Origin of the sequence: Streptomyces sp. NPDC058157 (assembly GCF_042884105.1) — a bacterium.
GTDB lineage: Bacteria > Actinomycetota > Actinomycetes > Streptomycetales > Streptomycetaceae > Streptomyces.
Genome location: NZ_JBHVUQ010000033.1, coordinates 32,578 through 55,558 on the forward strand (window position 1 = coordinate 32,578; position 22,981 = coordinate 55,558).

The 22,981-nt window shown below is 72.5% G+C and carries 22 protein-coding genes and 1 tRNA gene; 17 read left to right on the forward strand and 6 right to left on the reverse strand.

Features of this window, described 5'->3' with window-relative positions; genetic code table 11:
* The first annotated feature begins 62 nt into the window (after positions 1 to 62).
* The 3 genes from ACFVXK_RS11340 to ACFVXK_RS11350 all read left to right on the forward strand — a co-directional run bounded on the left by ACFVXK_RS11340 (position 63) and on the right by ACFVXK_RS11350 (position 1,460).
* Complete coding sequence (locus ACFVXK_RS11340; protein WP_389611264.1) at positions 63 to 782, forward strand: leucine-rich repeat domain-containing protein; 720 nt, start codon at positions 63 to 65, stop codon at positions 780 to 782.
* An 87-nt stretch (positions 783 to 869) separates the two neighbouring features.
* A tRNA-OTHER gene (locus tag ACFVXK_RS11345) sits at positions 870 to 963 on the forward strand.
* Positions 964 to 992: 29 nt separating this feature from the next.
* Positions 993 to 1,460, forward strand: coding sequence for a DUF5990 family protein (locus ACFVXK_RS11350; RefSeq protein ID WP_389611265.1), 468 nt, complete (start codon positions 993 to 995; stop codon positions 1,458 to 1,460).
* Between the two features lie 59 nt (positions 1,461 to 1,519).
* On the opposite strand, the gene ACFVXK_RS11355 is transcribed toward ACFVXK_RS11350, so the two are convergent.
* Positions 1,520 to 2,200, reverse strand: a complete 681-nt coding sequence (locus ACFVXK_RS11355; RefSeq protein WP_389611267.1) for a TetR/AcrR family transcriptional regulator — start codon at positions 2,198 to 2,200, stop codon at positions 1,520 to 1,522.
* Positions 2,201 to 2,280: 80 nt separating this feature from the next.
* Between ACFVXK_RS11355 and ACFVXK_RS11360 the strand changes: the two genes are divergently transcribed.
* Positions 2,281 to 3,717: an MFS transporter gene (locus ACFVXK_RS11360; protein ID WP_389611268.1), complete on the forward strand. Its 1,437-nt coding sequence runs from the start codon at positions 2,281 to 2,283 to the stop codon at positions 3,715 to 3,717.
* Complete coding sequence (locus ACFVXK_RS11365; protein ID WP_389611269.1) at positions 3,714 to 4,118, forward strand: cupin domain-containing protein; 405 nt, start codon at positions 3,714 to 3,716, stop codon at positions 4,116 to 4,118. Before ACFVXK_RS11360 ends, ACFVXK_RS11365 begins: the two co-directional genes overlap by 4 nt.
* A gap of 95 nt (positions 4,119 to 4,213) precedes the next feature.
* On the opposite strand, the gene ACFVXK_RS11370 is transcribed toward ACFVXK_RS11365, so the two are convergent.
* Positions 4,214 to 5,119, reverse strand: a complete 906-nt coding sequence (locus ACFVXK_RS11370) for an alpha/beta hydrolase (RefSeq protein ID WP_389611270.1) — start codon at positions 5,117 to 5,119, stop codon at positions 4,214 to 4,216.
* 119 nt (positions 5,120 to 5,238) lie between these two features.
* On the opposite strand from ACFVXK_RS11370, the gene ACFVXK_RS11375 reads away from it, so the two are divergent.
* From ACFVXK_RS11375 to ACFVXK_RS11425, 11 genes are all read left to right on the forward strand, one after another.
* Positions 5,239 to 6,288 carry a helix-turn-helix domain-containing protein gene (locus ACFVXK_RS11375; RefSeq protein ID WP_389611271.1) on the forward strand — a complete coding sequence of 350 codons (1,050 nt, stop codon included), beginning with the start codon at positions 5,239 to 5,241 and terminating at the stop codon, positions 6,286 to 6,288.
* A 233-nt stretch (positions 6,289 to 6,521) separates the two neighbouring features.
* On the forward strand, positions 6,522 to 7,748 hold the full coding sequence (locus tag ACFVXK_RS11380) for an alpha/beta hydrolase family protein (RefSeq protein ID WP_389611272.1): 1,227 nt from the start codon (positions 6,522 to 6,524) through the stop codon (positions 7,746 to 7,748).
* Between the two features lie 302 nt (positions 7,749 to 8,050).
* A complete protein-coding gene (locus tag ACFVXK_RS11385; protein WP_389611273.1) occupies positions 8,051 to 8,722 on the forward strand; it encodes an HPP family protein in 672 nt (223 codons plus the stop codon).
* A gap of 58 nt (positions 8,723 to 8,780) precedes the next feature.
* The gene (locus ACFVXK_RS11390) at positions 8,781 to 9,416 is read left to right on the forward strand and encodes an HD domain-containing protein (protein ID WP_389611274.1); all 636 of its coding nucleotides are present in this window, start codon (positions 8,781 to 8,783) and stop codon (positions 9,414 to 9,416) included.
* A 19-nt stretch (positions 9,417 to 9,435) separates the two neighbouring features.
* A complete protein-coding gene (locus ACFVXK_RS11395) occupies positions 9,436 to 10,923 on the forward strand; it encodes a vanadium-dependent haloperoxidase (protein ID WP_389611275.1) in 1,488 nt (495 codons plus the stop codon).
* Between the two features lie 27 nt (positions 10,924 to 10,950).
* Positions 10,951 to 11,364, forward strand: coding sequence for a cupin domain-containing protein (locus tag ACFVXK_RS11400; RefSeq protein WP_389611276.1), 414 nt, complete (start codon positions 10,951 to 10,953; stop codon positions 11,362 to 11,364).
* 238 nt (positions 11,365 to 11,602) lie between these two features.
* Entirely contained in the window at positions 11,603 to 11,944 is a 342-nt protein-coding gene (locus tag ACFVXK_RS11405) for a cobalamin B12-binding domain-containing protein (RefSeq protein ID WP_389611277.1), read from the forward strand.
* Complete coding sequence (locus ACFVXK_RS11410; protein WP_389611278.1) at positions 11,941 to 13,245, forward strand: methylaspartate mutase; 1,305 nt, start codon at positions 11,941 to 11,943, stop codon at positions 13,243 to 13,245. The genes ACFVXK_RS11405 and ACFVXK_RS11410 overlap by 4 nt, the downstream gene beginning before the upstream one ends.
* A 5-nt stretch (positions 13,246 to 13,250) precedes the next feature.
* Complete coding sequence (locus ACFVXK_RS11415; protein WP_389611279.1) at positions 13,251 to 15,095, forward strand: FAD/NAD(P)-binding protein; 1,845 nt, start codon at positions 13,251 to 13,253, stop codon at positions 15,093 to 15,095.
* The gene (locus tag ACFVXK_RS11420) at positions 15,092 to 16,765 is read left to right on the forward strand and encodes an AMP-binding protein (protein WP_389611280.1); all 1,674 of its coding nucleotides are present in this window, start codon (positions 15,092 to 15,094) and stop codon (positions 16,763 to 16,765) included. The genes ACFVXK_RS11415 and ACFVXK_RS11420 overlap by 4 nt, the downstream gene beginning before the upstream one ends.
* A 117-nt stretch (positions 16,766 to 16,882) precedes the next feature.
* Positions 16,883 to 17,779 carry a LysR family transcriptional regulator gene (locus ACFVXK_RS11425; RefSeq protein ID WP_389611281.1) on the forward strand — a complete coding sequence of 299 codons (897 nt, stop codon included), beginning with the start codon at positions 16,883 to 16,885 and terminating at the stop codon, positions 17,777 to 17,779.
* A 253-nt stretch (positions 17,780 to 18,032) separates the two neighbouring features.
* On the opposite strand, the gene ACFVXK_RS11430 is transcribed toward ACFVXK_RS11425, so the two are convergent.
* Positions 18,033 to 19,163: a hypothetical protein gene (locus tag ACFVXK_RS11430; RefSeq protein ID WP_389611282.1), complete on the reverse strand. Its 1,131-nt coding sequence runs from the start codon at positions 19,161 to 19,163 to the stop codon at positions 18,033 to 18,035.
* 185 nt (positions 19,164 to 19,348) lie between these two features.
* On the opposite strand from ACFVXK_RS11430, the gene ACFVXK_RS11435 reads away from it, so the two are divergent.
* Complete coding sequence (locus tag ACFVXK_RS11435; RefSeq protein WP_389611283.1) at positions 19,349 to 19,654, forward strand: hypothetical protein; 306 nt, start codon at positions 19,349 to 19,351, stop codon at positions 19,652 to 19,654.
* An 87-nt stretch (positions 19,655 to 19,741) separates the two neighbouring features.
* Here the strand turns inward: ACFVXK_RS11435 and ACFVXK_RS11440 are convergent, their stop codons facing one another.
* From ACFVXK_RS11440 to ACFVXK_RS11450, 3 genes are all read right to left on the reverse strand, one after another.
* Positions 19,742 to 19,948 carry a hypothetical protein gene (locus tag ACFVXK_RS11440; RefSeq protein ID WP_389611284.1) on the reverse strand — a complete coding sequence of 69 codons (207 nt, stop codon included), beginning with the start codon at positions 19,946 to 19,948 and terminating at the stop codon, positions 19,742 to 19,744.
* A gap of 552 nt (positions 19,949 to 20,500) precedes the next feature.
* Positions 20,501 to 20,890: a HEAT repeat domain-containing protein gene (locus tag ACFVXK_RS11445; protein WP_389611285.1), complete on the reverse strand. Its 390-nt coding sequence runs from the start codon at positions 20,888 to 20,890 to the stop codon at positions 20,501 to 20,503.
* A 975-nt stretch (positions 20,891 to 21,865) separates the two neighbouring features.
* Positions 21,866 to 22,261, reverse strand: a complete 396-nt coding sequence (locus ACFVXK_RS11450; RefSeq protein WP_389611286.1) for a hypothetical protein — start codon at positions 22,259 to 22,261, stop codon at positions 21,866 to 21,868.
* Between the last annotated feature and the right edge of the window lie 720 nt (positions 22,262 to 22,981).

Genomic DNA, 22,981 nt, shown 5'->3' on the forward strand with positions numbered 1-22,981 from the left:
CCGCCTCCGCCGTCGAATGAACTCCACGATCGGGCCTCCCATTCCGCGAAGGAGCCAACGCCGTGTACCAGACGCTGAACCTCTGGCGTCACAACCTGGGAGAAGTGCCCCCCGCGGTCTGGCAGCAGACCGAGCTCCGCGTACTGATCCTCGCGGACAACGGACTCACCGCCATCCCGCCGGACATCGCACGGCTCCGCCACCTGCGCACCCTCGACCTCGGCCACAACGCCCTGACCTCCGTCCCCGAGGAACTCGGCGGGCTGACCGACCTCGACGGCTGCCTCTACCTCCACGACAACCACCTGACCCGGCTCCCCGACTCCCTCGGCACCCTGACCCGCCTGCGCTACCTCAACGTCGGCGAGAACGCCCTCACCCGCCTCCCGGAGACGGTCGGCCGGATGACCGGCCTCGTCGAGCTCAGGGCCCAACACAACCGGCTCACCGCCCTCCCCGACGCCGTCGGGCGGCTGCGCTGCCTGCGCGAGCTCTGGCTCCGGGGCAACGCCATCGAGGACCTCCCCCCGTCGACGGGAGACTTGCTCGAACTCCGCCACCTGGACCTGCGCGAGAACTCCCTCACCGCCGTACCGCAGCCACTCGCCGGCCTCCCCCGACTGCGCCAGATCGACCTCCGCGGCAACCGCCTCCGCCACCTGCCCGACTGGCTCGCGGCGATGCCGGCGCTGGAGAAGCTCGACCTGCGCTGGAACCCGGTCGACCCCTCCCTCCCGCTCCTCCACCGCCTGGAGCAGCGCGGCTGCGTCGTCCTGACCTGACCTGACCTGAGAACAGGGCACTGGGCAAGCCAACCGCCGTCAGCGGGCCGTCAGCCCCCCTCGTGCATCCTGGTTCCAGGTCACAAGGGAGAGGTGCCCGGAGCGGTTGATCGGGGACCGGCCACTGGTCGTTCGGGTTCCACCAGGACCCACGCAGGTTCGAATCCTGCCCTCTCCGCCACACCGGCCGTCGCCCGGCAGACTGTCCCCATGCAGATCCGGATCGAGGCGTTCGACCTGCCGGGCCGCACCTGCGCCCCCGCCCCCGGGTTCCCCGGATACGGCGACGTCCACGTCGCCGTCCAGCCCCGTGCCCGGGACGCCCGACCGCTCGATCCCCACCCCGGCGACGCCCCCTCGGCATCCTGGACGCTGGACTGCACCGCGCGCCGCACCGCTCCCGGGGGCGTCGACCTGACCGGCCCCTGGATCCACGGCCGCCCCGGGCAGCGCTTCCTCTACCTCGGCTGGAACGGAACCGACGCCACCGGCACCACCACCATGTTCCGCCGGGCCAAGCTCATGCTGGACGCGGTGGACCCGTCGGTGGCCGAAGCGGCGCTGGACGGCGGCCTGCTGATCGCCCGCCTCGGCCTGACCGACGCCCACGGCCACCCCCGCTGCGCCGCCGTCCGCCCCCCGACCGTCACCTGGTCGGCGCGTCCGACGCCCCGGTGACCCGACAACCGGGTGACCCGACGCCCAGACGCCCCGCCGACCCGACGCCCCGGTGACCCTCAGGAGGCGGGGCGGCCGCCGCCCAGCAGCCCGTCCACCAGGGCCCGCAGCCCGTCCTCGTACGCGTCCTCGGCGGTCAGCTCCGCCCAACGCCCCGCGGCCTGCGCCAAGCGCGGCAGTTCCCCCGGGTCGAGCTCGGCGAAGACCTGCTCGCGGTACGTCGTCCGGCCGTCGTCCGCGCGCCGCCGCGCCGCCGTCGCCCTGACCACGATCTCTCCGGCGGTGTAGTACCAGATCGCACGGTATCCGTGCACGGCCCGGTCGAGGGGGAGACCGCACGCGACCAGCCCGTCCACGATCTGCTCCACGAACCACAGCGCGGACGTGGACATCAGGTCGTCGGCGGTCAGCACCTCCACGATCCAGGGGCAGTCGGCGAGCGCCCCGTGGACCGCGCCTGCGGCGGCGACGACCCGCTCGCGGGGGTCGGCAGGCGGCTCGAACCGGCGCAGCGTCCGTGCGGCGTAGTCGTCGAGCAGCAGGACGAGCAACTCCTCCTTGTCGCGGACGTGGTGGTACAGGGCCATGGGCGTACTGCCCACCTCCGTGGCCAGCCGACGCATTGTCAGCCCTTTGACCCCTCCCTCGGTCACGATCCGGCGGGCGGTCTCGATGATCTCCTCGCGGGAGATCCGGGCAGGTCGGCCCGGGGTTTTGCGCGGTGCGGAAGGTTGCGGCATGCCCCCATCATCCCCACCCCGCGCCCCACTTCCCTCCCCGGGCCTCGACATCGCACCCGCCCGCGGCTAGATTTTCTTACATGTATAGAAACTCTCGGGTGCTGGCGACGGCCGCCCTCGCCCAGTTCGTCGTCGCCTTGGACATGTCCGTCGTCAACGTCGCGTTACCGGCCATCCGCACGTCCCTCGGGTTCGCCCCGCTCGACCTGTCGTGGGTCGTGCACGCGTACGCGCTCACGTTCGGCGGCTTCCTGCTGCTGGGGGGACGCGCCTGCGACCTCTACGGCCGACGCCGCATGCTCGCCCTCGGCCTGCCCCTCTTCGGCCTGTGCTCGCTGGCCGGCGGACTCGCCCAGGCGCCCTGGCAGCTGATCGCCGCCCGCGCCGGGCAGGGCCTGGGCGCCGCCGCGGCCGCACCGGCCGCACTGGCGATGCTCACCAGCACCTTCACCGAAGGCCCCCGGCGCGTGCGCGCGCTCGGGGTCTGGAGCGCGGTGAACGCCGCGGGCGGCGCGCTGGGCGTGCTGGCCGGCGGGCTGCTGACGCAGTACGCGGGCTGGCGCTGGGTCATGCTGGTCAACCTCCCCATCGTCGCGACCGCCCTCGCGCTCGTCCCCGCCCTCCCTCCCGCCGGGTCGTCATCCGCCCGCCGGCACAAGGGGCTCGACGTGCCGGGCGCGGTCCTGGCGACCTGCGGATCCGGACTCCTGATCCTCGGCGTCGTCCGCACCGACACCCTGGGCTGGGGCGCCCCGGCCACCTGGGCGACCCTCACCCTCGCGGCCGCGCTGCTGGGCGGTTTCGTCCTGGCCGAGTTGAAGACGACCGCACCGCTGCTGCGCCTCGGCCTGCTGCGCAGCCGCTGGGTCGTCGGCGCGAACGTACTCGTGTTCCTGGCCGCGGCCGGCCAGTTCGCGGCGTTCTACTTCGTGTCCCTGTACATGCAGCAGGTCCTCGGTATGAGCGCCTCGGCGACCGGCACCGCGTTCCTGCCCTTCTCCCTGGCCCTGATCGCCGGAACCGTCGTCGCGACCCGCGTCACGAGCGCACGCACACCCCGCGCCGCCCTCATACCGGGCGCCCTGCTCGCCGCCTCCGGCCTCGTCTGGTTCGCCCGCATCAGCCCCGGCGGCGGTTTCCTCACCGACGTCCTCGGCCCCTGCCTGGTCACCGGCACCGGTGTCGGAATGGTCATCGCCCCGATCGTGGCGGCCGCGACCACGGGCGTGACCCCGCACGAGGCGGGCATGGCCTCCGGCCTGATGAACAGCTCCCGCCAGCTCGGCGGTTCCGTCGGCCTGGCCGCCTTGGCCACCCTCGCCGCGCACCGCACCGGCACCACCGCCGGCCCCGCCGCCCTGAGCGACGGCTACGCCCTGGGCCTGGCGGTCGCCGCCGCCCTGTTCGTCCTCGCGGCGGCGGTGGCCGTCGCCGTCCTGCCCCGCTCCCGGAGCGCCCCGCCCGCCCCCCGGCCCACCGCCCCCGCACACCGCCACCTGGAAGGAACACCGTCATGAACCCGCCCACGACCACGACCACCGACCTGTTCGCCTCGGCCCTGCACTTCCACCCCGACGGCGAGGTCCGGGCCGCCGGACGACGGATGGCGGACGGCGACCCCGGCGCCTGGCAGTTCGCGGCGTTCCACGTGGAGACCGACGCCGACGTGCACGCCGACCACTGGGAGATGCACCCGCACGCGGACGAAGCGGTGTGCTGCCTGACCGGCGGCGCCCGCCTCCACTTCCGCCCCGCCACCCCCGGCGACGACACCGGGGACCCGGTGCGGCTACGGCCGGGCACGGCCGCGATCGTCCCCCGGGGCCGCTGGCACCGCCTGGAACTCGACGGCCCCACCGACCTCGTGTCGATCACCCTCCGCAACGGCACCCGCCTCGAAAAGCGCACCACCCCCTGACGGGGACGCCCGAACCACCGCGAGCCCCGCACCCACCCCGGCACCCGCGCCCGCACCCGAGCCACCCGCCCCGCCCCCCCACGCCCGCACCCCCCTCACGGGGCCAGCGCACCCCGCAAGGCCGTCCCCAGCTGCGCGATCTGACGCTGCGACACCTCGGCGGACTGGATCGCCAGGGAGCCGTGGAAGGTGCCCGGCCACTGGTGGAGCTCGACCGGGACGCCCGCCCGCAGCAGCCGCAGCCCGTACTCGATCCCCTCGTCACGGTTCGGGTCGAGCTCGGCGGTGGCGACGTAGGCGGGCGGCAGCCCGGCCAGGTCACCCACCCGCGCGGGCGCGGCGTACCCGGTCGCGGGCCCGCCGCCCAGGTAGTGCCGCCACGAGGCGCGCAGCTTGTCCCGGGTCATCCAGGGCGTGTCGGTGAACCGTTCCTGCGACCAGGTCTCCTGCCGGTCGTCGAGCCCGGGCTCGTTCAGCAGCTGGAAGCAGACCGCCGGGCCCCCTTCGTCACGCGCCCGCAGGGCCACCGCCGCCGCGAGGTTCGCCCCCGCGCTGTGCCCCCCGACCGCGATCCGGGCCGGGTCGCAGCCGAGACCGGCCGCGTGCTCCGCGGTCCAGCCCAGGACCGCCCACACGTCGTCCAGCGCGGCCGGGTAGCGGTGCTCGGGCGCGAGCCGGTAGCCCACCGAGACCACCACCGCACCCGTGGCCACGGCGATCCAGGCGGCCCACCGGTGCTCGGTGTCCAGGTCACCGACGACGAACCCGCCGCCGTGCATCCAGACGACGGCGCCCTGCGGCCGCTGCGGACGGTAGAGCCGGACCGGCACGTCGGGCGCGTCCGGGCCGCCCGGCACCAGCCGGTCCTCGACGAGCAGGCCGGAGGTGTCGGGGGCCGGCCGAGCGGCGGCCAGTTCCGCGTAGGCCTTGCGGTCGGCGACCGGGTCGGTCCAGTCGGAGACCGGGAACAGCGGGACGAATGCTTCGAGTTCGGGATCCATGCCGACCATCCTGGGCGCCCGCACCCGGCGCCGTCGCCCGCCGCCCGTCGCGCGACCGCCCCCGGACGCGCACCACCCGGCGCGGCCCCCGCCCCGTACCATCCCCTTACCCTTCTGGCATGGAGGCACTGGCCGTACGCCTGTCGGGACTCGATCCGTACGTGGACGGCGCGATGCGCATCGTCGCCTTCTACGACACGCTCATGCGCCGGCGGGTCGACCTGCCCGCCCTCGGCCGCGCCTCCGCCGCCCTCGCCGAATGCGTGGTCGGCCTCCGGCTCCACGGCACGGGACGCGTCGTACGCACCACCCCCGACGGCCGCCCCGCCCCCGGCCCCCCGCCGCCCCCGTCCACCACCACCCCCATCACCCTCGACGAGGAGGAGATCGGCACGGTGTGGCTGGAGCGCCCCGGCCCGCCCGGCCCCCTCGACGAGGTGCTCCTCGACCGGCTCGCCCTCGCCGCCGCCGGAGCCGTCGAACGGTACGGCCCGGCCCGCACCACCATGGCCGACCCCGCCCTCGTCGAACTGGCGATCAGCCCCGACACCGACGCGGCCGACCGGGCCCGCGCCCTGCGGCTGCTGGGCTTCCCCGCCGGGGCGCCGCTCCACGTCCTCGCCGTCCGCTCACCGCTGCCCCTCGACCGCACGGCCGCCCTGGTCTGCCCGGCGGGCACCGTCAAGGCGGCGCTCGTCGACGACGTCGGCGTCATCCTGGCCACCGCCCTCGACCCGTCCCGCCTCCCCGCGGACGCCCGCGCGGGCCTCGGCGCCGCCACCACCCCCGACCTCTCCTGGCGCCGGGCCCGAGCGGCCCTCCGCTTCACCGGCCCCCTCGAACCCGTCGTCCGCCACGCCGACCTCGGCGCACTCGCCCTGCTGGCGGAGATCCCCGAGGACGCCGTACGGGCCAACCCGGACGTGGCGGCCGTCGCCCGCCTCGCGGACGACCCCCAGGACCTGCGGACCCTGGACGCCTACTGCGCCACGGGCTCCCTGCGCCGAGCCGCCGAACTCCTCCACCTCCACCACAGCAGCGTCTCCCGCCGCCTCGACCACATCACACGCACCCTCGCCATGGACCTCACCAACCCCACCGGCCGCCTCCGCGCCGCCCTCGCCCTCACCACCTGGCGCCTCCTCACCGACGGCACACCGCCCGCGTAGGCTCCGCCGGCACCCACGCTCCGCGGGAGAGACCGGGGCGAGCGGGACCGGGACCGGCAGCGAAGCCACAGTCACCCACGACATGACACCCCTCACCCCTCACCCCCCACATCGGCCGCAGGGCGTAAACCCGTGAGCCGATGCCCCGCCCAACGCCCCCATGACAGGGTTCCCCCATGCCCACGGCCCGCCCGTGACGGCACAGTTGACGATCCATCACCAGGGGAGACACCTTGTCCACCACGCCGATCAGCCCGAACGGCATGACGCGCCGCAGCGTGCTGGGAGCCGCGCTGGCCACCGGGGCCGCCATACCGCTCGCCACCGCGACGGCCCCGGCATGGGCCGCCCCGCGCACCCCCGCCCCCACACCGGAACCCGCCCGCCTGACGCTGCCCGCACCGACCGGCCCGCACCCCGTGGGCACGGTCGCCCTGCACCTCGTCGACCGCTCGCGCCCGGACCCCGTCGCGGGCCCCGGGCACTTCCGCGACCTGATGGCCACCGTCTGGTACCCCGCCCGCGACACCGCCCGGTACCCCCTCGCCCCCTGGATGCCGCCCGGCGCCCTCCAGGCGTTCCTCACCGACGTCGGCTTCCCCGAACTGGCCCCCCTGGGACCGCTCACCGCCGGCCACGTGGGCGCCCCGGTACTGCGCACGGGCGGCCGCCGACTGCCCGTCATCGTCTTCGCCCACGGCGCGCACAGCCACCAGGGCGACCACACCGTCATCGTCCAGGAACTCGCCAGCCACGGCTACGCGGTGCTGACGGTGGCCCACCAGTACGACACGTACACCGAGTACCCCGACGGCAGGACCGCCGTCCCCCTCTTCGACCCGCAGGCCCCGACCCTGCCCGCGGACTTCGCCGCCGACCTGCGTTTCCTCCTCGACTGCGTCGAGCGACTCGCCGCCGGGCACAACCCCGACGTCGACGGCAAGGAGCTGCCGGCCGGACTGCCCGGCTCCCTAGACCCCCGGCGCACGGGCGCCCTCGGCTGGTCGAAGGGCGGCACGGCCACGGCCTGCGCCATGCTCGCCGACGAACGCATCCGGGCCGGGCTCAGCCTCGACGGCCCGATGCAGATGAACCCGCCGCTCACCGGCGACCTGCACCGCCCCTTCATGATGATGTCCGCCCGGTTCGCCCGCGCCGCCAACCCCGCGGCCGCCGCGTTCTGGCCACACCTGCGCGGCTGGCGGCTGGACGTCCAGGCCCAGGGCGCCGTCCACATCTCGTACGGCGACAACGAGGCGCTGTTCCCGCAGGTGGCGAAGATCAAGGGCTGGAGCGCCGACCAGCTCCGGCAGGCGATCGGCACCCTCGACCCCGTCCAGGCGGTGCGGATCCAGCAGGCCTTCCCCCTCGCCTTCTTCGACGAGCACCTCCGCCACCACCCCGGCCACCTCCTCGACGGCCCCACCCCGGCCTTCCCGGCGGTGACCTTCCTCCCCTGAACCCCGCCCCACCTGCGCCTCCGCCACTGGTACGGGCCGCCGAGTGACGCCCGTCTCCATGCTCGGCATGTGGACGGCACAGAGGCGCCGACCCCGCGACGCGTCACCGGCGCGGTGTGATCGCGCCGCAGGTCAGGCCGGGCTAGAGGATGACCATAGAAACACCTGGAGGGGGCATAGGCAGACTTGTGCGCAAGCCTGCCTATGCCCCCTCGCGCTGTTGTTTGTTTGATGTCCGGAAATCCCTCGCGTAGTTTTCGGTCATCGCCGCAAGGCGTCGCAAAACCGGGGGATTTACCACGGTGCGCACCGGCCTGCCAGGTAAGGCGGCCCGTCGCATCCGTTCCATGCGCGGCCGTTCTCTGCTGTTTTCAGGCTGGTGCTTCTCCTCGGTGTCCGCAGATATCAAGGAGGCTGAAGAAATCGCCGCATCCGAAGTGTCCACAGAGAATTCCCCGTCGCCCGCGGCACCTCGGGAGCGTTCGAGGGCCTGGGCGGGCAAGGCGCCGTCACGCCCCGGCTGGAGGGTGGTCGCCACCGCGACCGCGGCTTCCGTCGCCGGGCTCGTGGCCCTCGTGGCCGTGGGGAAAGCCATGGAACAGGTCGTGCTGATCCCGCCGCTGGCGGCGAGCGCCGCTCTGGTCTACGGCGCTCCCGGGCTGCCGTTGTCCCAGCCGCGCAGTGTGATCGGCGGGCAGCTCCTGTCAGCCCTCACCGGTTTCGCCGTGCTGTGGACCGCCGGCGGTTCGGCGTGGGCCGCGGCGGTCGCGGGAGGTCTGGCGCTGGGCGTGATGCAGCTGGCCAGAACTCCGCATTCGCCGGCCGCGGCGACGGCGGTGATCGTGGTGGCCACAAAACCCGACGCGTTGGTTTTCCTTCCGCTTCTGGTGCTGGCCGCGGTCGTCCTCGTCCTGATCGGGAACATCGCCGGGCGCACCGGGGCCGGTTCCCGATACCCCGCGTACTGGTGGTGAACCCCCACCGCATTTCCCCGTCATCCCCTCCGTTTATTCGCATTGAAAAGGGTCATCGATGAGCGAGATCGCCGGTATCAAGATTCCCGACAGCAAGCTCGCCCAGGAGGCGACCGAGCTGGTCCGTGAGGCCACGGACGACCTGATCTACCACCACTCCCGCCGCGTGTTCGTGTGGGGCGCGCTCCAGGGCGCGAACCGCGGCCTCTCCTTCGACCCCGAACTCCTCTACGTCGGGGCGATGTTCCACGACCTGGGCCTGACCGAGCCCTACCGGGACAACGACCGGCGGTTCGAGATCGACGGCGCGGACGAGGCCCGCGCGTTCCTCCTCGCCCGGGGCGTGGACGCCGACAGCGCCCGGATCGTGTGGGAGGCGATCGCCCTGCACACGACCCCGGAGATCCCCGGCCTCATGGCTCCGGAGATCGCCCTCGTCACGGCCGGCGTGGAACTCGACGTCCTCGGCATCGGCTACCACGACGTGTCGGAGGAGACCAGGGCCGCCGTGGTCGCCGCCCACCCCCGGCCCGACTTCAAGAACAACATCCTCCAGGCCTTCAACGACGGGATCACCCGCCGCCCCGGCACCACCTTCGGCAACGTCAAGGCCGACGTGCTCGCCGCCTACACCGACGGCTACGTCCGCCCGAACTTCGTGGACGTCATCAAGAACTCCGCCTGGGCCGAGTAGAGCAAAGGACCCCCTGATCATGAGCAAGCACGCCCCGCACCGCCGCCTGGTGCTGTCCGCGGCCGTCGCCGTCGCCCTGACGGCCGTGACGCTCCCCGCGCAGGCGGCCGTCCCCCACGAGCACGCCGCCGCGGGGACCGACGCGGAGAACGTGGTCCTCCAGTGGAACAAGGAGACATCCACGGCGCTCACCGTCGACCACATCGGCTCGGAGCACCCGACCCCGCCCCCCGTCGGCGCCCGTACGTTCGCCGTGGTGCACGAGGCGATCTACGACGCGTGGGCCGCCTACGACGCCAAGGCCGTGGGCACTCAGCTCGGCGACGGGCTGCGCCGCCCCCGTGCGGAGCGGACGTACGCGAACAAGCGCGAGGCGGTGTCGTTCGCCGCGGCCCTCGCCCTGACGGACCTGTTCCCCCGGCAGAAGGCCGCCTTCGACGCGAAGCTCACCGCGCTGGGCTACGACCCGGCCGAGGCCACAGCGCCGCACAGGGGCTCCCCGGCGGACGTCGCGGCCAAGGCCGTCGCGGCGATCGCCCAGGTCCGTCACGAGGACGGCTCCAACCAGCTGGCCACGCCACCGTACGCGGTGCCCGAGAACTACTACGCACCGGTCAACCCGCCGCAGGACGTGGCCGCCTTCGACAAGTCGGCGATCGTGGACCCGTCCCGCTGGGCGCCGCAGCGGGTGAACGGCACGGTGCACGACTTCCTCACCCCGCAGTTCGCCTCGATGAAGCCGTTTTTCGTCAAGAACCCGGACCGCTACCTCCCGCCCCCGCCGCCGGCGTACGGCAGCAAGGAGTCCCTGGCCGCCATCGCCAAGCAGATGGAACGCAACGCGAACCTGACGGAGAAGGAGAAGGCGCTCGCCGAGTACTGGCAGTACGGCGCGAGCACGTCCTCGTCGATCCCGCAGGAGTGGGCGGCGTTCGTCTCCCACCGCGACCGGCACGGCCTCGACGAGGACGTGAAGATGTTCTTCGCGCTGAACATCGCCGAAGGCGACGAGGGGCGCGCCGACTGGCAGACGAAGGTCTCCTACGACTACGGCCGCCCCGTCACGATGATCCGCTACATGTACGCGGGCCAGAAGATCCAGGGCTACGCCGGGCCGAACCAGGGCACGCAGACCATCGACGGCGCCGCCTGGCAGCCCTACCTGAAGACCCCCGCGTTCGCCGCGTACGGCTCCGGGCACACCGGGTTCACCGCCGCCGGCGCGGAGATCCTCAAGCAGTACACCGGCTCCGACTCCTTCGGCGGCAGCGGCCTGATCAAGGCGGGCAGCTCGAAGATCGAAAAGAACATGCCCGCCCAGGACATCCCCCTGGAGTGGCCCACGTTCAGCGCCGCGGCCAAGGAGGTCGGCGACTCCCGTCTGTACGGCGGCGTGCACTGGGAGTTCGACCACACCGTGGCCGACACCCAGGGCCGCAAGCTCGCACGCGACGTGTGGCGCGAGGCGCAGACCTACTTCAACGGCACGCACCGCGACGGCCGCTGAAACCCCCTACCCGAGAGTGAGGAACCGATGTCGGCTGAGATCGAGTACATCAGGAACGTGTTCCGCAGCGGCTTCGAGCTGACGGACATCGAGTGGACGTCATGGGACGAGCCCGGCCGGATCGGCGTCGAGCACCACGTGCTGTGGGCTCCGGACGCCGAGCAGGGCGAGGACTCCGTGGGCCTGCTGCTGCGGTTCCCGCCGACCGCCCACGGCGACTTCCACGAGCACACCGGATACGAGCTGATGCTGGTCCTCGACGGGCAGCTCGACCACTCCGACGGCACCTCGTACGTCAAGGGCGACCTGGTGGTGGAGGGCCCCGGCACCGAGCACCGCATGTCGTCGGCCTCCGGCTGCACCGTGCTCGCGATCCGTACGAAGCCGGCCGAGGCGCGCACACCGCGCAAGCCGATCCGCGAGGTGGCCCCCGCGGCCTGACGCCCCGTACGGCTGCGGAAACGGCTGCGCCCCCGGGTCTCTGGACAGTCCCGGGGGCGCAGCCCTTGTCACAGGCACAACCGTCCGATTCACGCTTTGGGAGTGAAACCATGGCTCTGCCCTCGACCGCAAAGGGTAGCCACCCTGCCTACGCGGGGAAACCCCGGGTGCTGGTCTCCAGCACCTCGTCCGACTCGCACACTGGAACCTCGTCTTCCTTCAGCTGCTGCTGGAGGAGATGGGCAACGACGTCGTCAACATCGGCTCCTGCGTCCCGGACGACCTGCTGATCGCCGAGTGCCGGCGCCACCGCCCGGACATGGTGGTGGTCTCCAGCGTCAACGGCCACGGCGCGCTGGACGGCGAACGGCTGATCACCGCGCTGCGGGCCGAGCCGGACCTGTCCCGGCTGCCGGTGGTCATCGGCGGGAAGCTCGGTACCCGAGGTTCGTCGGTGTTCGGGCAACGGCTGATGGACGCCGGGTTCGACGCCGTCTTCGAAGACTCCGCCGGCATCGAGCCGTTCCGCACCTACCTGGAGTCGGCGCCGCACGCGGTCGAGCTGGAGGCCACCGCATGACCGGCACCGCGGTACCGCGCCGGGGACGGTTCGCCGGGGCCGTCGCGGCCGCCGCGGCACGGGGGGAGCTGGTGGTCCAGCCGCGCATGGGCATGCCGCTGCCGGCCGACATGCGGGCCGGCCTGGCAGCCGTACGCCGGGCGCGGGCGGCCACCGTCGGCACCATCACCCTCGACAGCTACACCCGCGTGGGCGACCACGCCTCCGCCCGCAAGGCCCTCGCCGAGGGCAGCGACCTGAACGGCTACCCCCTCGTCGCCCACGGCGCGGAGCTCACCCGCCGGATGATCGACACCCTGGACGACCCGCGGTTCGCCATCCAGGTCCGGCACGGTTCGCCGCTGCCCCTGGGGATCGTCGAAGCCCTGGCCGACGCCGGGCTGGACGCCACCGAAGGCGGCCCCGTCTCCTACTGCCTCCCGTACAGCCGCACGCCCCTGAAGGACGCCGTGGACGCCTGGGCCCGCAGCTGCGAGCTCCTGGCCGAACGGGTGCCGGGCGCGCACCTGGAGTCCTTCGGCGGATGCATGCTCGGACAGATGTGCCCGCCCGGCCTGCTGGTCGCGATCAGCGTCCTGGAAGGGATCTTCTTCCGCCGGCACGGGCTGACCAGCCTCTCCCTCAGCTACGCGCAGCAGACCAGCTTCCCCCAGGACCGCGAAGCGCTCGCGGCGATGCGCCGCCTGGCCTCCGAGTACCTGGACGGCGTGGACTGGCACGTGGTGCTCTACACCTACATGGGCGTGTTCCCGCAGACCGCGGCCGGCGCGGGGGAACTGCTGCGCTCCAGCGCCGTCCTGGCGCAGGTGACGGGCACCGAGCGGCTGATCGTGAAGACCGCGGCGGAGGCGTTCCGCATCCCGACCGTCGCCGACAACGTGCACGCCCTGGAGGAGGCCGCCGCGGCGGCCCGCGCCGCCGACCCGGCCACGGCGGCGGACGCGGACGACAGCGGCCTCTACGAGGAAGCCCGCACCCTGGTGGAGAGCGTCCTCGAACTCGACCCCGACGTGGGCCGGGCCCTGCTGAAGGCCTTCTCCCGCGGCCTGCTGGACGTGCCGTTCTGCCTGCACGCCGACAACGCCGGGAAGACCCGTGCCTACGTCGACCCGGGCGGCCGCCTGCAATGGCTGTCCGCAGGATCCATGCCCGTGCGGGCGGTGGCCCCGGCCGGCCCCCGGCGGCTGACCGCCGGCGGCTTCCTGACGATGCTCTCCCACGTGCAGCGCCGCTTCGACGGACCCGTCCTCGAACGGGGCCCGGGCCGCGCCGCGCTCATCCCCTCTCCTTCGAAGGTGTGACGACGATGACCAACACCCGTGCCGGTTGCCTGCCGCGCACCCTTGTCGTGATCGGAACCGGGCCGCGCGGCATCTCCGTGCTGGAGGCCATGGCCGCCCGGCTCGCCGCCGGCGACCCGGACCAGCCGCTCCGCGTCTACGCCGTCGACGACACCGAGGTCGGTGCCGGGCGGGTGTGGCGCACCGACCAGGACGACTGGTACACGATGAACACGGTGGCCGGGCAGATCACCATGTACTCCGGTGTCCCGGACGGCGGACCGTGGCGGCCCGGCGCCGGCCCGGCCCTGGACGAGTGGGCCCGGGCCACCGAGGGGGAGGAGGACCTCGGGCCCGACGACTACGCGAGCCGCCGCACCTACGGCCGCTACCTGAAGTCGGTGTTCCACACGGTCCGCCGGAGCCTGCCCGCGCACGTGGAACTGGTTCCCCTGCACCGCAGGGTGACCGGGCTGGAGCGGCGGCCCGTGGGCGGCTGGCTGGTGGAACTGGACCGGGCGCCGTTCCTCGTCGCCGCCAACCAGGTCCTCCTCGCCACCGGCCACCCGGTCAACACCCCCGACGCGTTCGAGCAGCGCATGCTCGACTTCGCCGAGACCCGCGACGCCGTGCACTACCTGCACGGCGATTCGGCCGCCGACATGCCGCTCGGGACGCGGACGATCCCCGCCGGCACGACCGTGGCGGTGAAGGGGCTCGGACTGTCGTTCTACGACGTGATGCTCGCCCTGACCGTCGGACGCGGCGGCGAGTTCAAGCGGAACACCGAGGACCGGCTGGTGTACCTGCCGTCCGGACAGGAACCGAGGATCGTCGCCGGGTCGCGCAGCTCCCTGCCGATCCCCGCCCGCGGGGTGAACCAGAAGGCCCCCGACCACACCTACCGGCCGGTGTTCCTGACCAAGTCGGCGATCGAGGCCGCCAAAGAGCGGCAGAGGCGTACGCACGGACACGAACAGCTGTCGTTCTCCCGGCACGTGCTGCCGCTGATCCTCCAGGAGCTCGAACACGTCCACCAGCAGACGCACCGCGAGGCCGGCGGCAGGGACCCGCTGCCGCCGCTGGACCTGGAGAAGCTGGCCCGGCCGTTCACCGGCGAGGGCTTCGCGTCCCCCGAGGCGTTCCACGCCCGGCTGCTGGAGGTGATGCGGGAGGACCTGCGGCAGGCGCACCTCGGGAACGCCCGGGGCCCGCTGAAGGCCGCCCTGGACGTCCTGCGGGACACCCGGGCCGTGGTGCGGGAGGCCACGGACTTCGGCGGGTTGCTGCCCGCCAGCCACGACACCGAGTTCGTACGCGACTTCCTCCCCGGCAACGCGCTGCTGTCCGCCGGCCCGCCCGTCGAGCGGGTCGAGCAGCTGGTGGCGCTCGTGGAGGAGGGCACGGTCGAGATCGCCGGCCCCGAGACGCGCTTCGACACGTGCGAGAAGACCGGCATGTTCACCGTGTCGTCGCCGCGCGTGGCGGGCTCGCGGCGGCGGGCGGCCGTCCTGGTCGACGCCCGCATCCCCACCCCCGACCTGCGCCGGGACACCTCGTGGCTGACCCGGTCGATGCTGGCGTCGGGGGTGGTGTCCGAGTACCGGCGCACCGGCCCGCACGGCGACAGCCGCCCCACGGGCGGACTGAACATCACCCGCTCCCCGTTCCGGGTGGTCGCCGCCGACGGAACGGTGCACGACGACCTGTACGCCCTGGGCATCCCCACCGAGCACACCCGCTGGTTCACCCAGGTGGGCAGCGGCAAGCCCGGGCTGAACACGCTGTTCAGGCAGGACGCCGCGGCGATCGCCGAAGCCGTGCTGCAGGACGTCGGCCTGCTGGAGCAGGAACAGGAGCGGGCCGCGTGAGCGGCGAGGGCACCGGGGCGACGGCCGCGTTCCGGGCCGCCCGCGACGTCCTGCTGGAGACCCGCACCGACCTCGACCGCGCCCACCGCCTGTTCTCCTGGCCCCGCCTGGACCGGTTCAACTGGGCCCTGGACTGGTTCGACGTGATCGCGTCCGGCAACCCGCGCACCGCGGTGCGCGTACTGGGGCCGGACGGCGAGGAGTCCATCTCCTTCCAGGACCTGGCGGCACGCTCGGACCAGGTGGCGTCCTGGCTGCGCACGAACGGCGTCCGCCGCGGCGAACGGCTGCTGGTGTGCCTGGACAACGGCGTCGCGCTGTGGGAGACGATCCTCGCCGGGATCAAACTGGGCGCGGTCCTCGTCCCCACCTACCCCTCGGCGCCCACGCAGGACCTCGCGGACCGGATCCACCGCGCCGGGGTACGGCACGTGGTCACCGAACCGGAACTCACACCCAAGTTCCGCGGGGTGCCCGGCTCCTGGACGCCCCTGTGCACCGCGGCGGCGCCTCCCGGATGGGTACCGTACGAGGCGTCCCGGCAACAGCCGGCCGGATTCGAGCCGGACACCCCCACAGGCGCCGACGACCCGCTGTTCTGCTACTTCACCTCCGGCACGACGTCGCTGCCCAAGATGGTGGTGCACACCCACACCAGCTACCCGGTCGGACACCTGTCGGGCATGTACTGGAACGGCCTGCGCCCCGGCGACGTCCACCTGAACATCTCGGCGCCGGGCTGGGCGAAGCACGCCTGGAGCTCCCTGTTCGTACCGTTCAACGCGGAAGCCTCGCTGGTGGTCTTCCGGGATCCGGCGCCACGCCCGGAACGGATCCTCACCGCCCTGCGGGAGACGGGGGTGAGCACCTTCTGCGCCCCGCCGACGGTATGGCGGGGCATGCTGGCGGCCGGCCTCGGCACCCGCCCGACCGGGCTCAGGGAAGCCACCTCGGCGGGCGAGCCCCTGGAGGCGTCGCTCGCCGACGCGGTCCGGGCCGCATGGGGGGTGCGGCTGCGCGACGGGTACGGGCAGACGGAGACCACCTGCCAGGTGGGCAACCCGCCCGGCCGGGTGCCGGAGCCGGGCGCGATGGGCTGGCCGATGCCCGGCTACCGGATGCGGGTCGTCGACGAGGCCACCGGCCGGGACGCCGAGCCCGGGCAGGAGGGACAGCTCTGCGTCGACCTGCGGGAGCGCCCGGCCGGCCTCATGGCCGGCTACCTGGGAGACGAGGAGCGGACCGCGCGGGCGTTCGCCGGGGGCCTGTACCGCACCGGGGACCTCGTCACCGCCTCCCGGTCGGGGGCGATCTCCTACCGCGGGCGGGACGACGACATGTTCAAGTCCTTCGACCACCGGATCGCCCCGCTCGAACTGGAGACCGCGATCCTCGGCCATCCGGCCGTCGCCCAGGCCGCGGTCGTGCCGGTCCCGCACCAGGAGGGCCTGTCCATCCCCAAGGCGTTCGTGGTGCCCGCCCCCGGCTGGGAGCCGGACGCGTCCAGCGCGCGGGCGATCCTCGCACACGCGGCCGCCGTGCTCCCTCCGGAAAAGATGATCAAGGTCGTACACTTCACGGACAGCCTCCCGCTGACCATCTCGGGGAAGGTCCGGCGCAGCGTACTGCGCGACCGGCCCGTGAACGGGGGGCACGAGTTTGCGCTATGAGAGAGCCTCGGCGGGCGGGTACCGGCAACACCGGCCGCCCGCCCGCCGAGGGGGCAGCACGGACCACGCCGAACGGCGCGCCGTGCACAGAGCCGGAAGCTGGGGGCCGGCTTCTCGATGCAACTGTCTTGGCTTCAGACGTTCATGGCCGTCTACCACACCGGATCGATCACCAAGGCCGCACGACAGCTGGGCATGTCGCAACCATCGGTGACACAGCAGATCCGCAGCATGGAGCTGGAGATCGGCCACCAACTCTTCGAACGCACCACACGGGGAACGGTCCCCACACCGCGCGGCACGATCCTCGCCCAGGACGTACGCGACTCCATCGTCGAACTGAACGCGGCGATCGACCGCCACTTCTCACCCGTCGCAGGAGACCGGCCGCTGCGCCTGGGCGCCACGGCGGAACTGGCCTCCACCCGGGTCATCCCGCCCGTCGCCGGCCTGGTCGCATCCGGCACCGACGTCCGCATCCAGGCCGGAGTCAGCCACGAACTGCTGTCCCGCCTCGGCGAAGGCTTCCTGGACATGGTCATCTCGACCATCCGCCCGAGACGGCGCGGGATCGAGGCGACCCCGCTGTGCGACGAGGAACTGGTGCTGGTCGCCTCCCCGCAGTTCGCGCAAGAGGCGTTCGCCGGCGGGATCGGGGAGTACGGGGACTCCCGCCTGGAGAAGGTCCCCCTCATCGCCTACGCGGAGACCCTGCCGCTGGTGACCCAGTACTGGCGGTACGTCTTCGACACCGAACCCGACGTACACGTGGGGGCGGTCATCCCGGACCTGCGCGGCATCCTCGCCGCCGTGTCCGCCGGAGCGGGCTTCGCGGTCCTCCCGCGCTGCCTGAGCCACCAGGCCCTGGAGGCGGGCGAAGTGGTCCCCCTGCTGGAGCCGGAGGTACCACCCATCAACACCCTCTACCTCGCGGTCCGCAACGGAGCCCTCCAGGACTACCGGTTATCCCTGCTCCACACCGAACTCCTGCGCTGCGCCCAGCACTGGACCTGACCACCCGGCCGAGGCCCGGGCTCCCGCGCCCCGCAACGACGGCCGCGCCTGCGCCGATCCTCGAGGGAACCGAGGAACGACGACAGGACCGTCGCCGGACACCGCCGTGGCACCCGGCACGCCGGACCGGCACAGCCGTGCGCCGCGAGGTCAGGGGCGACAAGGTGAACCGCGCGCTGCGCAACCACGCACGGCATTCCGCCGCCGGCTGCCCGGCCCGGCCCCCATCGTCCGGGGCGGACGGCCGGCGGTCTTACCAGCCTCCGGCCGCCGCCTGGGGCAGGCCGTGCAGCAACTCGAGCCGCCGCCGAGCGGCGTCCGTCGCTCCCGGCCGCTGCCCCGGAACCCGGCAGCGCAGGGAAACCAGCCGCGGCCCCAGCGCCCGTGCCCGCTCGGGGGCCCGGACGGACTGCCACTGGTGGTGCGCACGGTCCACGGCGGCCTCCACCTCCGGGGCGTCCGGCGGCTGGTGCCGGGTGAGCCGGGCCTCGCCCGCCGCCATCCACAGCTCGCAGCTGCGCGCGGCGTCACCGGCGAGGTGCGCGAGGTCGGCACGGACCTCGAGCCAGTGGATCGCCTGGACCGACCCCGCGCCGTACGTCCGCGCCGCCCGGCCCTCCCACTCCACCGCGAGCGCCGCCGCCCGCTCGTGCTCCCCAGCCCACGCGGCGGCGAGGATGCCCGGCAGGGGATCCCCACCCACCTCAACAGCACCGGAAGAACCACCGGCAGTCGGCACGACGTCCTCCACCGCCCCCCTCGCCAGGAAAAGCTCCTCCCCGGACCCGACCTGGGCGGCGGCCTGCGCATGCAGCTCGGCCGGCGACGGGGTCAGCCCGCTCCTCCACATACCGGCCACGGCCTGCAGATACGCCGGGGCCGCCACCCGGTGCCGGGGCAGCGAAGGAGCGACACGGCCGTAGAGCGATATCCCATCGCCCAGCACGAGACCCCCCGCCCGCACGCTCTGCCAGGTATCGGGCGCCGCCACCAGATCGACCAGCACGGTCGTGCTCCCCGCCCGCCGCGGCTTGAGCTCACTGACCAGCCAGGCCCAGGGAAGCCCCGTGTACCGCAGGGTGGACGGCGTCGCCCGGGCGAGGGCCAGATGGATCCCGTACTGCTTGGTGTCGAGCTGGAGCTGACCCGCGAGGATCAGCGTCAACGGACCCGGCGCGGCCGCGGCGGCCCGGATACGGGTGAGTACCGTCTGCTGGTCGACCGGATCGGCGAGTTCGACGATGGTCCCGGCGGCAGTCCCGGTCAGCGACGCGGACGGGCAGGCCGCCAGCGTGGGCAGGACGCGTGTGGCGTCGATCAGCCGCCCCTTGCCCGCCGGCGCGGCGGCGAGCAACAACGCGGTCCCCGGTGCAGTCGTGATCACACCAGCACCGTACGCCCAAACTCCCGCCCCCGGAGCCCCCCGCCTCCTCCACCACCACGACGACCGCACCGGCACCCACGCAAAAACGTCGCCGGAACCCCACGGGAACGATCAGAAGGCTGCGCTACGTTCCCCCTACACGCGCCGAACGGTCCGCCCGATGCCCGCGAACCAGAGGACATGACATGCCAGCGCCCCCATCCCCACCCCCACCACCGCAGGCCGCTACCGAGCAGCAGAAGCCCGGCTGGTCCGTGCCGCTGCTCCTGTCCGGACTGGCCGGCGCCGCCCTCCGCCTCGCCGAAGTCTGGTCCTGGTGGGCCTTGCTGTGGGCACCGCTCCTGCTCCTCACCATCTGCTCCGCGGCCTACGAGTGGCGCCTGCTGGCCCACGGCCGATGGCGCATGGACACCCTGCAATGGGCCTTCCTCACCCTGTCCCACCTCGGCCTGGCCGCCTCCCTGACGGCCATCTCCCTGGCCCCCCGCTGAACGCCCGCTGTGACGCCGTGCCGGAGTGGGAGAGCCTGCCCGTCGGCGGCGCTGTGGGCTGCTCGGCCGGCCAGAGTCCCCGACCGTTCACTCGCAGACCGCGAGCAGTTCGTCCACGGCAGCGCGAATCTCCTGGTCCTGGGTGAAGCCCCGCCAGGCGTCGCTGCTGCGCAGCCGCCGGTCTTGGCGGGGCACGGCGTGCAGAAGCCGGGCGGCGGGCCACGCCGCAGGGCCCAGCCCGGAGCCGCCCGCGAAGCGATCGGCGGGCGGGCCGAGCCCCGCGAGCCTGCTCAAGGCAGGACGCGGAATACTTCCCTGAGCCGATGCCCGCTCGAGTGTCTCCAGAGCAGCAGCTCCCGGGCCCTGCCGCCCCCTCCCAGTTCAGGTCGTCCTCCAGAAGACCGAGCAGCATCGGCACCGCTGCCTCCGCCGCAGGACCCCACCCGGCGAGCACCTGACAGAAACGACGCACCACCTGCTGGTCCACGCTCGCACGGACCACCTCGCAGACCACCGGCAGCAGCTGCACATGCTCCCCGACGCGAAATACGACGCGAACCCGAACCGCGCACCGGACTTCGCCACCATCCCGACCAGGCCCGGAACACACCGCGCATCGTTCATCCTGGCCAGTGCCCACAACGCAGCCTCGCCGACGGTCTCCGGCATCCGCGTCGTCCCCGAGCAGCGCGGCCACCTCGTCGGCGTAGGCGGCGGCAGCCGTCCCGAGGCAGGCCGGCAACTCGGCCGCCCGGAACCGTACCTCGCAGGCAGGGTCGTCCCAACGGCCCGCGACAGACGGAAGAAGATCGGAGACGGGGGAGCGCCACTCGGCCAGCACCCCGGCTACCCGGGCCAGGGCCCGCACAACAGAGCCGCGGTCCGCTCCCGGACACCCCACACCCCCATACCCCCGCAGCCCATCGCCGCGGTGTGGCGCCACAGCCCGACACCGGGATCCCGCACGGCCTCCGGCAACAGCTCCAGCCGCCGCTCAGGAAGGCCCGGCTCGCTCACGGCGAGTGCGCGAACCGCGGCCAGGCGCACCTGAGGCTCCGGGTCATCGAGCAGCCCCCGCAAGAGATCGAGCACGTCGGAGGCGTACACGGCTTGCCCGAGCGCGAGGACCACATCGAGCCGGGTCGCCGGATCCTCCTCGACCTCCCACCGCTCCAGCATCGAAGGCAGCACCAGCTCACCAGCACTCCCGCAGCCCCCCACCACCTCCGGCGGCATCGCGCCGAGCCCACGGCTCCGGATCCCCCAACAGCCCCAGCACCTCAGGCAGGGCCCGATCCCCCGCCGCCCGCCAACCGGCATCGAGGAACCGCCCGGAAACCTCCTCCGCCTCCGAGGCCAGCCTCCCCACCAACTCCATCACGGCACGACGACACGGCACCTCAGGAGCCGCGGCAAGACGCCGCACCCTCGGCATCACCCGAATCCGCCCCCGCGCACCGCCACACCACACCACACCACACCAGCCACCAGCCGTGATCTTGAAGGGTCGGCAACCAGCCACCGCCGCCCCGCCCACTGCCATCGCTCGATACTCGATCGTCCACATTCCCGACGCCCTGCATCATGACCGGATGACTTCACCAGGACCCGATCTCGACGAGAATCTCTGGCAAGCCTGTGTCGACGCGGAGGAACAGCTGGCTCGTCGGCGCTCAGAGTTCTTCCAGTAGGCGACCAGCAAGACGGAGACACTCGGCGCTGCCCTGTCGGCCGGCGGTCGGCAGCGAGCGGCGGCATTGGCATTCCTTGCGGAATTGCATGCCGACGTCGCCCTGCTGCCGCAACTCGTCGAACTGGCGATGAGGCCCGCCTGGACCCGACAAGCACGCCGGGCCATCGTCAACATTCCTCGCGAGCAACTCTTCCCGAGCCTCGAAAAGGTCCTCACAACCGAGCTCGGTCAGTCAGCTCACCGACGAGGACGACGACTGCTGCGGCCTCTGGGCGGTACTCCTGGCCCAAGCCGAGGCATGGCCCTTGCTCGCCCACGTGGCCAAGGCAGCACAGGGCTCCTCCAACCCCGACGTCCAATCCATCGCCACATGGACTGCTCAGAGGTACGGAGCATTGTTCACGGCCCCGACCGGCACCACACTCCCAGCCCCGCCCGGGCCGTCACCCTCGACCCCCGCCGACATGGCCGAATTCCCATCCGCCGTGCCACACCGGAAGGCCCTGCGCCTCGGACGATTAACCCATCAAGGGCGAGCTCGTGAGCTGCCAGGTGAAGGAGCCCTTGGCGTCGCCTTCAATGTCGTACACGACAGTCGCGTCGCCGGACCACTGCTTCTTCGCGTCGAGTGCGGTCGACGGGGCCAGGCAGTCCATATCCCCGGCGGCCGCCGTGTTGATGCGAGCCGTGACGTCACAGGTCTTGCTGGTGACCACGGCATCGGTACCACCCGGTACCCGGCCCTTCAGCCTGACGGTCACCTTGAACGAGGTGAAGCGCTTGCTGCTCAGGTCGGACTGGCCGTCGTTCATGAAACTCCAGTTGACGCTCGCCTTCCCCCGGACCTTGCCGCCGGGCAGCGCCTCGATGCAGGTCGGTACGTACAGCTGGGCCTCGGGTATGCCACCGGGCATCGACTGAATCCGGCTGTTCTCGACGGTCGTGCACGTCTCTGCGGCGCTGGCGGACTGCGAAACGGAGATGATTCCAGAAAAGGCGACTACTGCTGCGCCGACGGCAGAGGCTCGAAAAAGGCCAGGCTTCATGACTTGATTTCCCCCATGGAAGTGTGAAATAGAACGCCTCACGAAGAAGCGAATGCGATCCCGCCGTTTCCCCTCCGAAACGGGATCCGCCAACAGAGTTGATCTTAGGTGGCCGTGCCGCCCCGAACAAATCGAATACGCCTCGCGGAGCAGCACCGCGTACACGCCCCACGCATGGCGAAAAACAGGCTGACAAACAACCGAATAGACACTTGCAGTCTGCCCTGCCCCCTTCCCTGCCCCCTCCCCTGCCCCCCTTCCCCTCCCCCCAGACTGCCGGATGCAGCCGCCGTCTTGGCGTTCGGAAAACGGTCAACGGACAGCAGACGAAGGGCTCCGCCCCCGCATGCGCCGAAGAAAGCCGCGCAGCCTGCTGTCGACCATTCCCGCAACCCGGACCCACGCCCTAGACTGCGACCGCTCCAGAACCTGGCGATCACCGAAAGGGCTTGCAAGTTGAAACGAGCACTGATCAGCGCGTTCGCAGCCGTGACCTTAGACCTCATCTCATTTGGGCTGACAGGTAGGCTGTCGGCTGTGGCGGGGATTGTTGAGCGGCTGGTGCCGGATGAGTTGTGGGTGCTGTTC

Excerpts from the sequence above, each read along its gene's own strand:
- ACFVXK_RS11375 (WP_389611271.1), top strand. The coding sequence starts at position 5,239 with ATGGAGGCACTGGCCGTACGCCTGTCGGGACTCGATCCGTACGTGGAC.
- ACFVXK_RS11425 (WP_389611281.1), top strand. The coding sequence starts at position 16,883 with ATGCAACTGTCTTGGCTTCAGACGTTCATGGCCGTCTACCACACCGGA.
- ACFVXK_RS11445 (WP_389611285.1), bottom strand. The coding sequence starts at position 20,890 with ATGCCGCCGGAGGTGGTGGGGGGCTGCGGGAGTGCTGGTGAGCTGGTG.
- ACFVXK_RS11400 (WP_389611276.1), top strand. The coding sequence starts at position 10,951 with ATGTCGGCTGAGATCGAGTACATCAGGAACGTGTTCCGCAGCGGCTTC.
- ACFVXK_RS11360 (WP_389611268.1), top strand. The coding sequence starts at position 2,281 with ATGTATAGAAACTCTCGGGTGCTGGCGACGGCCGCCCTCGCCCAGTTC.
- ACFVXK_RS11355 (WP_389611267.1), bottom strand. The coding sequence starts at position 2,200 with ATGCCGCAACCTTCCGCACCGCGCAAAACCCCGGGCCGACCTGCCCGG.
- ACFVXK_RS11415 (WP_389611279.1), top strand. The coding sequence starts at position 13,251 with ATGACCAACACCCGTGCCGGTTGCCTGCCGCGCACCCTTGTCGTGATC.
- ACFVXK_RS11405 (WP_389611277.1), top strand. The coding sequence starts at position 11,603 with ATGGGCAACGACGTCGTCAACATCGGCTCCTGCGTCCCGGACGACCTG.
- ACFVXK_RS11365 (WP_389611269.1), top strand. The coding sequence starts at position 3,714 with ATGAACCCGCCCACGACCACGACCACCGACCTGTTCGCCTCGGCCCTG.
- ACFVXK_RS11370 (WP_389611270.1), bottom strand. The coding sequence starts at position 5,119 with ATGGATCCCGAACTCGAAGCATTCGTCCCGCTGTTCCCGGTCTCCGAC.
- ACFVXK_RS11350 (WP_389611265.1), top strand. The coding sequence starts at position 993 with ATGCAGATCCGGATCGAGGCGTTCGACCTGCCGGGCCGCACCTGCGCC.
- ACFVXK_RS11435 (WP_389611283.1), top strand. The coding sequence starts at position 19,349 with ATGCCAGCGCCCCCATCCCCACCCCCACCACCGCAGGCCGCTACCGAG.
- ACFVXK_RS11410 (WP_389611278.1), top strand. The coding sequence starts at position 11,941 with ATGACCGGCACCGCGGTACCGCGCCGGGGACGGTTCGCCGGGGCCGTC.
- ACFVXK_RS11390 (WP_389611274.1), top strand. The coding sequence starts at position 8,781 with ATGAGCGAGATCGCCGGTATCAAGATTCCCGACAGCAAGCTCGCCCAG.
- ACFVXK_RS11450 (WP_389611286.1), bottom strand. The coding sequence starts at position 22,261 with ATGCCCGGTGGCATACCCGAGGCCCAGCTGTACGTACCGACCTGCATC.
- ACFVXK_RS11395 (WP_389611275.1), top strand. The coding sequence starts at position 9,436 with ATGAGCAAGCACGCCCCGCACCGCCGCCTGGTGCTGTCCGCGGCCGTC.